Raw genomic sequence first — 13,160 nt, 5'->3', positions numbered from 1 at the left:
TTTAAAACATCCGAAAAAATTACAAAACACAGCAAAATTGAAAAAGAACTGTGAAAATAACTTAAATTTTAGAAGTATGAATTATTCAGGTCTAACTAATTGATCTAAGTTTGAAAACCGATTTTCATGTATAAACTTAGATACAATAAGCCCTGCCGCTTTAGCATCTGATAAAGCATCGTGATGCGTTAAAGGTATGCCATAGTAATTCGCAATCGTACTTAATTTATAATTATAAAAGTTCTTACGCACTGCCCTTGCAAGTTGATATGAACAAGCATATTTAAAGGCAGGTATTTCTAAACCATAGCGATTAAAATTATCTTTCAAAGCGCCCATATCAAACGTTGCATTATGAGCAACAACCGGTCGCCCTCCAATAAAATCTTCAATTTGTTTAGTTATATCATAAAATCTCGGCGAAGAAATGACCTCATGCTCTTGAATGCCATGAACATGAATATTCGCCAATGAGAAACTTTCATCTGGATTAATCAGTAGGTAATAACTGTCCAGTATTTCCCCATATTTGAAACGTACCATCCCGATGGAACAAATCGTATAACGATTCTGATTGGCCGTTTCAACGTCTAAGGCGACAAAATCATGCATACAATAACCTCTTTTCTTAATCATCTACCCATATTAAACTTCTTATAAACAAAAAGCAAACTGGACTCGAGGTAGTCTAGTTAATCATTATTAATCAATGAATAAATCATTGTAAACGTTTCTTCATCCTCGGTATAAATTTCGAAGCCTAGCGCTAGATACAACGTCAAAGCTCGGTTAGCCTTTTGCACAGATAACGATACTTGTTTGTAGTCTTTGTCTTTTAGTAATTGGAACATACTCTGTAATAATGTACGCCCTATCCCCTTACCACGATATGGGGATAGGATAGAGATATTCAATTCTGGAGTTTTACTATCCACATGCCCATAGCCTTCAACAAGTCGTACCCAAACTAAGCCAATTGGATTTTCTCCATCATAACTTGCAATGGCATAATCGCCTATCAATTGGCCAAATTTATCAATATATTTATTGAGTTCTGCTGTCTCGACAATCGAAAATGGAAAGAGATTCTTGGGATCCGGTTGAAATAATGCCTCATAAAGAAACTTTTGTAAAATTTGATATTCAAGTGCATTCACTTGTTTTATAGTGTAATGTTTCAATCCATGTCTCCTTTTATTTGGATTATATTACAAAAAAATGGAACTCAAACGTTCTTTTGAATTATTGAAAAAGATACTTTAAGTGGTTAATACTTTCCCTGTAATAAGCATTTATTTTATAATAGTTACATATAACACAAGCAATAGTAAGAAACTGAAAATAACAAGAAATCAGGTAAAACACTGTTAAATTAGTGTTTTACCTGAATTTTTAGAAACTTTTCATAATTTAGGTAAGATAACATCTAACAATTGATTTATTCAACAATCATTAGTTATCTTATTTCAACCAATTCCATACGAATATAAGCGTAATTGAAGTGATTAATCGGACAATCAGATGTATCCAGTGAAAAGAGTTTGTTGTCACTCCCATGAATACTGCAAAAATGATAAGAGCAATCAATCCAAAATACAATAGCCATTCTGGATCAGTTTTTACCGCAAATATCATTAAGCAAAGACTTAACAAAATATAGATTGGATGCGACCAATTGAATTGTTCAACCTTAACTTCTTCCCCAACAGCAATTACAGTAAGTAAACCATACAAAAAAATAAATATTCTAAATAAAATCATGAAATTCTCCTTTACTATTTGTTATACTTATCTTAAAAGATGGAGTAAGGTCTATGTCAAGAGAAAGGTAATCAAAATGAAAACAAAAGATATTACTAAGTTATCTGGTTTATCAAAAGATACAATTAGGTTTTATGAAAAATTAGGACTTGTGAAACCTAATAGGGAAAGTTATTCCAGAGAATATGCAGATCATGATTTAGAAAGAATAGAACAAATTAAACAATTAAAAGGTTTAGACTTTACGCTTTCTGAAATAAAGTTGCTTGTTGATATTGATGAAAAATATCAATCAATTGATGAAATCTACTCAATGACACATGATGATTATCAAGAAATCATCCAACTATTAGATAATAAAGTAAACTACTTAGAAGAAAAATCTAAGATGATTGAAGCTGGCTTGGCTAGGCTAAAAGTTATGCAAGAAAAAATTAAAAGCATAAATAATAACAGATGAACTAATATTTAGCCTGAATAATTCATAGTTTTACTAATATTGTTTTTAAACATTAATTTAATAGTATTTAAAGCAACTTACTTCATCACCCATTAGGTGATGAAAAAAGAACCACTTTCTGATATGGTTAATTCACTACAAACAACCATAGAAAGGGGTTCTCTCAATGGTTACTTTACAAGAAAATGCAGTGAAATTCAACAGTAACTTAATCGTTTCTCATGATGGTGGTCGTTTATCAAGTGATTCTGGTTTGATTTTAATCGATGAATTAATGGATGCTTTCCAATTTACTCAGCTCTCTAAAAAGATTGTTCGATTTAACGACAGTTGAAAATATTGGACGCATACGAATCATAAGCTTTTAAAACAGTTAGTGCTGCAAATTGTAGCCGGTTATAACACCGACTCTGCTGCAAATATTCTACAGCATGATCCGGTATTACAGACGCTCTTAACCGATGAGCCGCTGGCTTCTCAATCCTCAATCTCTCGACTCTATGATCGTGTAGAAGGTGAGACAATTAAGACGCTTCAAGTATTCAATCAAGCGTTAATTGACAAAGCCCGTCTGGTTCGCAACGATACAAATATGATTATCGATTTAGATTCTACCCATTCGGATACCTTTGGTCATCAAGAACAAACTGCTTACAACGCCCATTATGGAACGAATGGCTACCATCCTTTAGTGGCATTTGACGGCTTGACTGGCGACTTTTTAAAAGCCAAGCTTCGATCAGGAAATCAATACACTTCCAACGGGGTCAAAGAATTTCTTGAACCGTTATTGGAACATTATAACCAAACGATTCCAACCACTGATATTCTCGTTCGTGGAGACAGTGGTTTCGCGACACCGGATGTTTATGATTTATGCGACTTATACGAAAATCAGTATGTCATTCGGCTAAAGGCCAATAGGAATTTATATCGTTTAGCGGAAGAGTTTGTGTTCTATGATAACCATCATCCTTGGGATGAAAAAGAAGTCTATTATCATTCGGTTTCCTACCAAGCAGCTTCATGGTTCAAACCGCGTCGAGTGTGTATTCGTTCAACTCGAGAAGTAGGCGAACTCCTTTTTAAGCATTCCTTTATTGTCACGAATTTCTCAGAAAACATCTCAGCTAAAAGAGTGTTTGAAACCTACAATAAACGCGGTACCATGGAAAACTACATTAAAGAAGCCAAGAACAGCTTCTTCTTTGATAAAACAGATAGTCCTAGATTCATTGAAAACGAGGCCCGCATGATGATTAGCCTGTTGGCGTACAATCTGGTTAACTTCTTACGCACCTTGTGTTTTGAGCCAAAATCGAAAGGACTCCAAGTGGACACAATCCGTTTCCGTCTATTCAAAGTGGCTGGAAAACTAGTCAGCACTGCAAGACAAATGTATTTAAAACTATCGATTTCTCATGTTTATCAGCGAGAGTTTTATGCCGTATTCAGGAAAATCCAAAGGATTCGGCAGTACATTTAAAGAACCTGATTTTTAAAAAGTTCAAATGGCCCAGGGAGAAGTGCGCCTAAAATTTGAGTTCAAAAAGTGAAAAGTCTCAAAATAATTAAGTAGACCGAAAAAAATAAATAATTAGGATAGAAAATGGAAAACGATAAAGAAAATATAACAATATTGATAAAACAGCCTCTGAAATTAGAGGTATGAATTATTCAGGAATTAAGTATATATTGTTAATAGGAAAGAAATGCTAATATGTAGCCATTTGCAACCGCTAGTTGCGCAATTATACAGTGCACTGTATAGTTTGCAACTATCATTTGAGAGATAATAAGGGTAGGAAAAGAAAGATGAATACAGAACATAAGGAGTGTTATTTATGATATTAGCAGACAAAATTATCCACTTGCGAAAGAGATATAATATGACGCAAGAGGATCTAGCTGAAAAGTTGAATGTCAGTCGTCAGTCAGTCTCAAAGTGGGAAGGCAATCAAGCGACACCCGATTTAAACAAAGTCCTTAAACTCTCAAAACTTTTTGGTGTCACAACCGATTATCTCTTAAATGATGATGATGAAAGTTTAGAAACAGAAGAGGAAGTAGCAGCTGAACCCGAGTTGCCAAAAGCAGATTATGTGTCTGTGTCACTGAATACAGCTAAAGAATACTTAGAAGAGAAGTCAGATTTTGCTCATCGAATTGGTATAGGGGTTGTGCTACTAATAAGTAGTGTCATTCCGATTGTGACTTTAACAACACCATCGATGCTTCGAATAATTCCAGAGAATGTCAGTGAAGCGATTGGAATTAGTGTGCTGTTCTTACTTGTAGCCTTAGGTGTCGGTGTGATGATCTTTGCGAGTATGCGTATGCAAAACTTTGCGTTTTTAGAAGAAGCTTTTGAGTTGGAGTTCGGTGTTCGTGGATTTGTTGAGAAAGAGATAGACAATTATCGTCCGATTCATACGCGACAATTATCCTTTGGCGTTGGTTTAATCATAGTGAGCGTACTTCCAATCATTATCATTAACCTGTTATTTCCTAGTTTTGCGGAAGACCATATTGGTTATGTTGTAGGGATTTTCTTCGCGGTGGTTTCTATGGCTATCTATATGTTGATTTCTACAGGAATTTATTGGGGCAGTTTGAATACATTACTTAATCACCGTCAGCCAGAGGATGAGGAAAGTGAAGTAGTTGAACGTCTAGCCGGTATCTATTGGCCTTTGGTGACAGCGATCTTCCTTGGTTATAGTTTTATCACAGCGGATTGGGGACGCAGTTGGTTCATTTGGCCGATTGCAGCTATGATCTTCGCAGCCTTATCTGGTGTAGTGGATTTTCGCAACCAGAAGAATGAATAAAAGCAAAAAACTCAGGCACCTTGTTAATTTAACAGGTTGCCTGAGTTTTAATGTCTAAAGAATTATTTTTTACGTAATTCTCCTAAAATTTCTTCTAATAATTCAGTTTCAGTTGGTCCAGCAGGTTCTTCGTCTGGAGCAACGATTTTTTTATTTTGTACTTTCTCTAACGCTTTAAGTGTTAAGTATAAGAATAAAGCCACTAAGATAAAGTTAATAATAGCTTGTAAGAATAACCCAACAGCTAATTCAGTGTTACCAATTGAAATAGCAACACCTGATACATCTGCTTGACCTGTGACTGCCACAATAATCGGCATAAAAATATCGTTAACTAATGAATTAACAATTGCAGTAAATGCAGAACCCATAATAATACCAGTTGCCATAGTGATAATGCTGTCGTTCGCAATAAAGCCTTTAAACTCTTTCCACATAAGAACATCCTCCTCAAGGATAATAATAAAATAAATTGCTAATTCAAATATACCATGTTCACATTTAAAATCCCAATAATGTGATCATAAACTTTACTTATCCTAGTAGGGTTAGTTGACTATTGAGCGTCATTTGCTTGAATGTATTTTTCAATCGGAAAAGCCTCTTTATCAATGTCCCAAGCATCAGTTTCAACGAGTTTTGCCCACTGATAGCCTAAGAATGGCCCACTTGTTAGACCAGATGATCCTAAGCCACTGATTGCCCAGACATTGTCTAAGTCTGGTACTACACCAACAAGCACTGAGAAATCTGACGTATGCGCCCGTGTTCCTACTTTAGATTCAACGATGTCATGGTCATCAACACTTGGCATCCATTTTCTAGCTTCATCTCGTAATTCATGTAGCACAGCTTCATCAACATCTAAGTTGTCGCCTTGGTCATCTTCGTGTGTTGCACCAATGATAATTTCACCATTATTGAATGGGATGATATCACTTTGTCCTGGAGGCATGATCACTGGCCAATGTTGGTCAACCCAGTCAGTATGTTTAAGCACAAAGAGTTGACCCTTTTGAGCACGAATATCAACCTTGTATCCTAGAGGTTCTAATAAGTTTGTTAAACCAGGACCAGGAGAAAGAAGTAAGCGGTCAAAATTATGCTTAGCCACCGAAGGGGTAGAAATGTAGATATCCCCACTTTCTTTCTTAAGTTGGGCTTTTTCACGAATGATTTTCCCACCTAAGTCTTGAATTGCTTGGTGAAGTGTATCAATAAGGGCATCACCATGAACGCGACCCCCACCTTCAACCCACGTCGCTGGATGATCCGATTCAATTAAAGGTAAATAATCCGAGATATCTTCTGTTGAAAGTTTCTTAACTTCTCCAATTGAAGGTGAAGCTTCTTGTTTCGCTTCTGCTTGATCAAGGTCTTTTTGAACGCGTTTATCTGTATTTCGAATCATGATCGTACCATCGATTTGATAGATGGCGTCTGTATTATAACCATCATCTTTCAAATCTTGCATAAACTGATGATAAAACTCAGCCCCTTTAGATACTAGAAAGTACCAAGGCTTATTCCGACGTAAAGAGAACCAAGGGCAGATAATACCTGCAGAAGCACGCGTAGCTTGGCCAACTCCGTGGTCAAAGACTGTGACTGTGTGACCAGACCGCGCTAAATAGTAAGCCGCCGTTGAACCGACAATACCCCCACCAATAATTGCAATTTTTTTAACCATACTATCACCTTTCCTGATTACTTGTTCCCTATATTATAAAGGATTTTTATGTAAAAAAACAAAAAATCTCTGTCCAACGTGCCAGTAATCACTGGGCTCGCACGCTAGACAGAGGGTTTTTATCGAATGTTTTTAAAATTGATATTTTCTAATGAGTTTTTCGATGGTTGGTGACTTGAATAGGAACGTTAATATAATCGTGTTAATTGGTAATGAGATAAGATTTTTAACAATTCTCATTGGCATGAAAGCAGCCCATGCGCGGCCATACATCATGCGAATCCACACGGAATTCAAACCTAAATTGATAATTAATGTCACGAGTAAAACCGCAACAAACACACGTTTCCAACTGATTGGCTTACGCCATAGAACCCAGCCGTAAATCCATCCACCTAAAGCGGCACTTAACGTGAAGCCAGGGAAAAAGAACCCACTCCCACTAATGAAAAAAGTGATTAAGTCTGTCACTGTTGAAACGAGCAAAGCGAAAAGGGGACCAAATAAAATCCCACTAAAAGCTGTACCGACAAAGCCAAGGCCGATTTCAGCTAAGTTACCGAAATTTAAAGACGGAATGAAACTTAAGACAATCCTTGCGGCGATCATAACCGCCATTAAAGTTAACTGCGACGTTGTAACTTTCCTTGGTCTAATGTTCTGCTCGACGTCTACCTTCTTGTTCATATAAATACTCTCCTCTTTCACAGAGAGCCACACAGTGATATGCAGCGAATGCAAAAATAAATCGCACCTAGTTTAGTGAACCAAGTTTCGTTTCTTAGCAACATCCCATCTAAGAACACTTCACGCTTATTTTTTACTCTGTTATCCTTTATTTAATTGTTTCCAATTATATCTTCATTATACTGTATTTTTGTTAAAAAATATAGCTCACTAAGGAAGAAGGGCGCTGTATTAAAAATCCGCTTGTTCTAATAGAGACAAGAAGATACCTAAAGCTAAAGCATCCGCCGCTCCACCAGGACTCAGATGTCGTTCAATCATCACTTGGTCATATTCGTGCAGCGCTTCTAGAAATTCGCTCGGCTCATTAGGATCATTAAATAAAGTAAGTGCTTCCATCTTAATGGTTTCCCAAGCTTCGAACCCACCCCGGTGAATAATATTGCCGTCTTCAATGTGTCCCATGATGAGTAGCAATGCTTTTAATAAATTATGTTCTAGTATTGGATCATCTAAACTACGTAAATAGGGCATCAACACATCTTGTAAGATAGGGTAGCCGCTGACTGCCTCGCCGCGAATCCCCGTAATGCCATGTTCAATATACAATCTCTCGCCATGAGATAGTTTTTCTCTTGTATGCACATCATCAAAATCTTTCAGTAAGATGTCTTTGGTCATTAAACGAATCAATTGAAACGCTTCGGTTGTATGAGAAGCTGACCAAGTCGATAACTGCTTACGCTCAATAATATAACCTACAGCTACAAGTAAAAGGGCGAATGAAAAGTTAGCACCTTTATGAGTATTAATACCATGCGTTGCTTCAAACATAGCAATTTCTGCATCAATCCCGATACGTCTTGAGCCGTTAAATAATTCACTTAAATCTTCTGTTTGATGCAAACTTCTCCCTAAGTCATAATACTGCTTAAAGAAAGGTTCAAAAGACATTACGCTATCAATAAACGTGTAATAGTTCATATCTCGATGCGAACCATTATTGAAACGATCCACTAAACCTGGTTTAGGTGATAAAGAGACTTCATACATCAAAGCTTTCGTTGCGAGACGGGGAATGCGATTATAGATTGAGTGTACATTATCCAATATTACGATTCTCCATATCTTCAATAATAAACTTCAATGAATGATCGAGATGCTCATGAATAAGCATGGTCATTGTTTCAACATCTTTCTTTCGCATCCCTCTTAAGATTAAGAAGTGCTCTTCTAGTGCAATTTTACTGCGAACTTCTGAACGAATGGATAATTCTCTAAAGTAAACGAGATAGGCTTGCAGCTCATCAATAATTTTCGGGAGACGACGCATCTGTGACTTTTCATAAACATAAGCATTAAACCCAGAGAAATTATTAATTAGGTTATCAATTCGGTCATCAGATTCTTTTTTCTGAATGCTATCCCCGCTTTGTAAATGGCGCTCAAGTTCATCGAAATCCTCCTCGGTCATCAGGTGCATAGCTTTCGTAAAGGCAAGCGTGTCGAGTGCTTTACGAATATCATAAATTTCGTATGCATCTTTAATACTAATCCCTCTTACAATCATCCCGATACCTGGAACATGCTCAACCAGTTCTTCTTTTAAGAGTTGTTCGAGCGCATAGCGAATAGGAGTTCGACTAATGTTCATTTCTTCTGAGAAAACGGATTCATTAATACGCTCACCTGCGGGAATTTCACCTAAGATAATGGTACGCTTAAATGCATGATAGACAGAAACTTTTAACGTTTGATTGGAATTGATATCTAAATTTGCCTTAACGGCTTCAACTGTAGAATCCATTGTATACCTCCTAAATTATATATTACTCTTTTCAAAGGACAAAATGTGTCATTAAACAATGCACTTGAATTGTATACTTATTTGAGTTGAAATTCAATAAGCTATGGTAATAGCTTCAATTCAACATACATAAATACAAAATACTAAAAAAACGAAGGTGCACTTTGTTAAAAGTATACCTTCGTTATAAACACATTTGTTACATTGATTATCCAAAGAAGCTTAGTAAGATACCAGCTGCAACAGCTGATCCGATAACTCCAGCTACGTTTGGTCCCATTGCGTGCATTAATAAGTAGTTATTAGGGTTTGCTTTAATCCCTTCAGACTGTGCAACACGTGCAGCCATCGGTACAGCAGAAACACCTGCAGAACCAATTAAGGGATTCACTTTACCATTTGTTAGTTTGTACATAAGTTTACCCATAAGGACACCACTTGTCGTACCAATAGCAAAGGCGAATAGACCTAAGAAAATAATTTTGATTGTATCAAATGATAGTAATGTAGCGGCATCTGCTGAAGCACCTACTGAAATACCTAAAAGAATTGTAACGATATACATCATTGAATTCTCTAAAGTTGTTGTGATTAACGGTACAACTTTACTTTCACGAATTAAGTTTCCTAACATTAACATCCCAACTAATGATGCTGCTGAAGGAATTAGTAAACTCACGAATAAAGTAACAACGATTGGGAAAATGATTTTTTCCTTTTGTGATACTGGACGTGCTTGCGTCATAACAGTTGTTCTTTCTTTTTCAGTTGTTAACGCACGCATAATTGGCGGTTGAATAATTGGAACAAGCGCCATGTATGAGTAAGCAGCAATCGCAATTGTTGGCAAGATATGCTCAGCTAATTGAGAAGAAATATAGATAGCTGTTGGGCCATCTGCTCCCCCAATAATACCAATCGCAGCAGATTCACTTGGCGTCATACCTAAGGCTAATGCACCGAAGAATGCAGCGAAGATACCGAATTGAGCAGCTCCACCTAATAATAATGTTTTTGGATTCGCAATAAGCGGACCAAAGTCAGTAGATGCTCCTAAACAGAGGAAGATCAGTGGTGGGAATATTCCGAGCCCGACCCCTTGATATAAGTAATGAAGCAATCCACCATTCTCTGTTGCAGTAGCAGGATCCATTAATCCCGTCAGAGGTAAGTTAGCTAGTAACATACCGAATCCAATTGGAATTAATAAATATGGTTCATAGTTTTTAGAAACGGCTAAAAAGATTAAAACCAAAGCCAACATAATGACGATAATTTCTTGTATAGTTATACTTAAAAACCCGGAAGTTTGTATAAGTTCATTGATTGTGTCTAACATGTAAACGAATACCTCCTATATAGTCAGTAGTAATTGATCAGATTGTACACTGTCACCTTGACTGACACTAATTGAACCAACAACACCATCAGCAGGAGCAACAATTTCGTTCTCCATCTTCATAGCTTCTAAGACGATTAATGTATCCCCTTGAGCAACTGATTGACCTGGTGTGACAGCAACTTTTAAGATAGTTCCAGACATTGGTGCGTTAATTTCTGTTCCGCCTGATGCTGCAGCAGGTGCTGGAGCACTTTGTGTTTCTTGAGTAGCAGGAGCAGCTGTTTGACCCGTTGACATATCTGCATCAGCAGGTAATTCTTTTACCGATACGCGGTATACTTCATTATTAATTTCGATTTCGTATTTTTTCATGATTTATATCCTCCGATTATTTAATTCGTTTTGATTCTTGGATTTCTAGCTTTTTGTTTGGCTCATCTTCAGACGCTAATGCTAAAGCGACTAATTCAGCAACTTGTTGATGCTTTTTGTTTGGTGCTAAGTTGTTTGTGTTTACTGCAGGTGCTGGTTTAGCTGCTGCAGGTGCAGGTTCGGCTTTATCACTTCCGTTAACAAACTTTGCAATCATTTCTGTTAGTCCCCAAAGAACTAGTAGTACTGAAAATACTGTAAGCATGGAAACGATAGTTAACATCAAACCGTCCATAATACTGATTGATTCCATCTAATTAAATTCCTCCTTCGTTCATCGACTCTTTATTGACCGTAGCGTGCTTGAATCTTAATTGTTTCTCCAGCTACTGGTTTAGGTTGATATTTTCTTTCTAGGTATTGCTGACCCACTTGTGGGAATAAAGTATAAGTTAATACGTCTTCATCATTTTTACCTAGGTCGCCTAATTCAGCTTTAAGTTTTTCGAACTCTGGATCTAAACGATCTGCTGGACGCGTTTCGATGACTTCTGCGTCACCGATAATTGAGCGACGGAATTCCTCATCCACTGGTGCAGGAGATTTACCATATAAGCCTTTTAAGTAGTCCTTAATTTCGTTAGGCACCATCTTGTAGCGTTCTCCAGCTAAGACGTTGAATACCGCTTGTGTTCCAACCATTTGACTCAAGGGTGTTACAAGTGGTGGGAAGCCCATGTCCTCACGAACAGAAGGAACTTCGTTAAGTACAGCATCGTATTTATCTAAAGCACCTGCTTGGCGGAGTTGTGAGTTTAAGTTCGATAACATACCACCAGGAACTTGGTAAATTAAAGCTTTAGGATCAGCGAACATCATTTTACTGTCTAATGTTCCGTCTGCTAAATATTTATCACGAATGCCTTTAAAGTAGTCCGCAATTTCTTCTAAAGTATCAATGTTTAAGTGTGTATTAATATTTAATTCTTCTAATGTTAATGCCATTGATTCAGTAGGTGGTTGACTTGTTCCTTCAGCTAATGGAGAAATCGCTGTATCAATAATATCAACGCCATTCTCAACAGCAGCTAAGTAAGTCATTTGTGACACACCACTTGTTGCGTGCGTGTGTAAGTTTAATGGCACATCAATCACAGCTTTAATCGCTGGAATTAATTCACGAGTAACAGCCGGAGTTAAGATACCAGCCATGTCTTTAATACAGATTGAGTCAGCACCCATATCGTTGTATTCTTTTGCTAGTTTTGTGTAATACTCAACGGTATGAACATCACTTGTTGTATATGCAATTGCTAATTGTGCATGTGCACCGTATTTCTTAACTGCTTCAAGTGAAGCGCGAACATTACGTGAATCGTTTAACGCATCGAAGATTCGGAAGATATCAATGCCGTTCTCAACAGCCTTTTGAATAAACTTATCAACAACATCATCAGCATAGTGACGGTAACCGATTAAGTTTTGACCTCTAAGTAACATCATCAATTTCGTATTCGGCGTACGTTTACGAATTTCGCGTAGTCGTTCCCATGGATTCTCATCTAAGAAACGAATCGCTGAGTCATAAGTTGCACCCCCCCAACATTCAAGTGCGTAATATCCCGCCGAGTCCATTTTCTCAATAATTGGAAGCATATCTTCTGTCGACATGCGCGTTGCCATCAAACTTTGATGCGCATCTCTCAAGACGGTTTCATTAATACGTACTTCAACCATATATATATCAACCTTTCTCATAAGTTATATTTATCTTTATTGTAAGCGAAAACACCTTGGAATGAAATTCTTTTTTGGGAAAATACTGTTCTAATGGTGTTTTTTTGCGTATAAATTTTTGCATAAAATAAAAACAGGATTAAATATAACTCTAAAAGACCTTAAATAGATTGCTGATTAAAACGGCTTTATATAGAAGAAGTAAATTTAATCCAACAATACTATAGGTGATTCTGTCATAATATTTACATCATAATAACATTCTAATCGACTGATAACGTTAACATGTTAGGCAGCATAAGGATTAGAATTATAAAATACAGGGGAAAAACAACACGATTAATAAAACGCCGATTGTAAAATTAAGCTAGACAACTAAAACAGCCATTTGTGGTACACTCAACTTGTAATTCCGACCAAAGAATACAAAGGAGTGACCACAAATGACCTACACCCATCTTACCACGGATGAA

General features: G+C 36.8%; 14 protein-coding genes, 1 pseudogene and 1 riboswitch. Of the genes and pseudogenes, 3 read left to right on the top strand and 12 right to left on the bottom strand.

Translation table 11 applies throughout. The features are described 5' to 3' along the window. Window positions 1-81: 81 nt before the first annotated feature. The 3 genes from ACEN33_RS06390 to ACEN33_RS06380 all read right to left on the bottom strand — a co-directional run bounded on the left by ACEN33_RS06390 (window position 82) and on the right by ACEN33_RS06380 (window position 1,761). Window positions 82-612, bottom strand: a complete 531-nt coding sequence (locus ACEN33_RS06390; protein ID WP_407090319.1) for a 3'-5' exonuclease — start codon at window positions 610-612, stop codon at window positions 82-84. A gap of 80 nt (window positions 613-692) precedes the next feature. Then, window positions 693-1,181 (bottom strand): GNAT family N-acetyltransferase, encoded by a 489-nt coding sequence (locus ACEN33_RS06385; RefSeq protein ID WP_407090318.1) that lies wholly within the window; start codon window positions 1,179-1,181, stop codon window positions 693-695. Between the two features lie 280 nt (window positions 1,182-1,461). Beyond that, entirely contained in the window at window positions 1,462-1,761 is a 300-nt protein-coding gene (locus ACEN33_RS06380; RefSeq protein ID WP_153861772.1) for a hypothetical protein, read from the bottom strand. Window positions 1,762-1,837: 76 nt separating this feature from the next. Here ACEN33_RS06380 and ACEN33_RS06375 point away from each other — a divergent pair, with 76 nt between their 5' ends. The 3 genes and pseudogenes from ACEN33_RS06375 (at window position 1,838) to ACEN33_RS06365 (ending at window position 5,052) form a co-directional block, all read left to right on the top strand. Further along, entirely contained in the window at window positions 1,838-2,221 is a 384-nt protein-coding gene (locus ACEN33_RS06375) for a MerR family transcriptional regulator (protein ID WP_407090317.1), read from the top strand. Window positions 2,222-2,387: 166 nt separating this feature from the next. Then, window positions 2,388-3,707, top strand: a pseudogene (locus tag ACEN33_RS06370) (IS1380 family transposase). Between the two features lie 358 nt (window positions 3,708-4,065). Further along, window positions 4,066-5,052, top strand: coding sequence for a helix-turn-helix domain-containing protein (locus tag ACEN33_RS06365; protein ID WP_407094751.1), 987 nt, complete (start codon window positions 4,066-4,068; stop codon window positions 5,050-5,052). Between the two features lie 62 nt (window positions 5,053-5,114). Here ACEN33_RS06365 and mscL read toward each other — a convergent pair whose 3' ends face one another. From mscL to ACEN33_RS06320, 9 genes are all read right to left on the bottom strand, one after another. After that, window positions 5,115-5,489 (bottom strand): large conductance mechanosensitive channel protein MscL, encoded by a 375-nt coding sequence (gene mscL / locus ACEN33_RS06360; protein WP_407089777.1) that lies wholly within the window; start codon window positions 5,487-5,489, stop codon window positions 5,115-5,117. Between the two features lie 119 nt (window positions 5,490-5,608). Next, complete coding sequence (locus ACEN33_RS06355) at window positions 5,609-6,742, bottom strand: NAD(P)/FAD-dependent oxidoreductase (protein ID WP_407094750.1); 1,134 nt, start codon at window positions 6,740-6,742, stop codon at window positions 5,609-5,611. A gap of 132 nt (window positions 6,743-6,874) precedes the next feature. After that, the gene (locus tag ACEN33_RS06350) at window positions 6,875-7,429 is read right to left on the bottom strand and encodes a folate family ECF transporter S component (RefSeq protein ID WP_407094749.1); all 555 of its coding nucleotides are present in this window, start codon (window positions 7,427-7,429) and stop codon (window positions 6,875-6,877) included. 40 nt (window positions 7,430-7,469) lie between these two features. Beyond that, window positions 7,470-7,572: riboswitch (THF riboswitch) on the bottom strand. 88 nt (window positions 7,573-7,660) lie between these two features. Further along, on the bottom strand, window positions 7,661-8,539 hold the full coding sequence (gene citG, locus ACEN33_RS06345; protein WP_407094748.1) for a triphosphoribosyl-dephospho-CoA synthase CitG: 879 nt from the start codon (window positions 8,537-8,539) through the stop codon (window positions 7,661-7,663). Further along, a complete protein-coding gene (locus ACEN33_RS06340) occupies window positions 8,532-9,236 on the bottom strand; it encodes a GntR family transcriptional regulator (RefSeq protein WP_407094747.1) in 705 nt (234 codons plus the stop codon). Before ACEN33_RS06340 ends, citG begins: the two co-directional genes overlap by 8 nt. 208 nt (window positions 9,237-9,444) lie before the next feature. Next, window positions 9,445-10,575, bottom strand: a complete 1,131-nt coding sequence (locus ACEN33_RS06335) for a sodium ion-translocating decarboxylase subunit beta (RefSeq protein WP_407089782.1) — start codon at window positions 10,573-10,575, stop codon at window positions 9,445-9,447. Window positions 10,576-10,590: 15 nt separating this feature from the next. Next, a complete protein-coding gene (locus ACEN33_RS06330; RefSeq protein WP_138403882.1) occupies window positions 10,591-10,950 on the bottom strand; it encodes a biotin/lipoyl-containing protein in 360 nt (119 codons plus the stop codon). A gap of 16 nt (window positions 10,951-10,966) precedes the next feature. Beyond that, window positions 10,967-11,263 carry an OadG family protein gene (locus tag ACEN33_RS06325; protein WP_138403881.1) on the bottom strand — a complete coding sequence of 99 codons (297 nt, stop codon included), beginning with the start codon at window positions 11,261-11,263 and terminating at the stop codon, window positions 10,967-10,969. Between the two features lie 32 nt (window positions 11,264-11,295). Continuing rightward, the gene (locus ACEN33_RS06320) at window positions 11,296-12,687 is read right to left on the bottom strand and encodes an oxaloacetate decarboxylase subunit alpha (RefSeq protein ID WP_407089784.1); all 1,392 of its coding nucleotides are present in this window, start codon (window positions 12,685-12,687) and stop codon (window positions 11,296-11,298) included. Between the last annotated feature and the right edge of the window lie 473 nt (window positions 12,688-13,160).

This window comes from Ruoffia sp. FAM 24228 (assembly GCF_045528575.1).
Taxonomy (GTDB): Bacteria; Bacillota; Bacilli; order Lactobacillales; family Aerococcaceae; genus Ruoffia; species Ruoffia halotolerans.
This window is presented reverse-complemented; position numbering and strand designations above follow the sequence as displayed.

Bases quoted from the DNA above. Each gene is read 5' to 3' on its own strand.
- ACEN33_RS06355 (WP_407094750.1), bottom strand. From the start codon at position 6,742: ATGGTTAAAAAAATTGCAATTATTGGTGGGGGTATTGTCGGTTCAACG.
- ACEN33_RS06340 (WP_407094747.1), bottom strand. From the start codon at position 9,236: ATGGATTCTACAGTTGAAGCCGTTAAGGCAAATTTAGATATCAATTCC.
- ACEN33_RS06390 (WP_407090319.1), bottom strand. From the start codon at position 612: ATGCATGATTTTGTCGCCTTAGACGTTGAAACGGCCAATCAGAATCGT.
- ACEN33_RS06320 (WP_407089784.1), bottom strand. From the start codon at position 12,687: ATGGTTGAAGTACGTATTAATGAAACCGTCTTGAGAGATGCGCATCAA.
- ACEN33_RS06335 (WP_407089782.1), bottom strand. From the start codon at position 10,575: ATGTTAGACACAATCAATGAACTTATACAAACTTCCGGGTTTTTAAGT.
- ACEN33_RS06325 (WP_138403881.1), bottom strand. From the start codon at position 11,263: ATGGAATCAATCAGTATTATGGACGGTTTGATGTTAACTATCGTTTCC.
- ACEN33_RS06380 (WP_153861772.1), bottom strand. From the start codon at position 1,761: ATGATTTTATTTAGAATATTTATTTTTTTGTATGGTTTACTTACTGTA.
- ACEN33_RS06375 (WP_407090317.1), top strand. From the start codon at position 1,838: ATGAAAACAAAAGATATTACTAAGTTATCTGGTTTATCAAAAGATACA.
- mscL (WP_407089777.1), bottom strand. From the start codon at position 5,489: ATGTGGAAAGAGTTTAAAGGCTTTATTGCGAACGACAGCATTATCACT.
- ACEN33_RS06350 (WP_407094749.1), bottom strand. From the start codon at position 7,429: ATGAACAAGAAGGTAGACGTCGAGCAGAACATTAGACCAAGGAAAGTT.
- ACEN33_RS06330 (WP_138403882.1), bottom strand. From the start codon at position 10,950: ATGAAAAAATACGAAATCGAAATTAATAATGAAGTATACCGCGTATCG.
- ACEN33_RS06365 (WP_407094751.1), top strand. From the start codon at position 4,066: ATGATATTAGCAGACAAAATTATCCACTTGCGAAAGAGATATAATATG.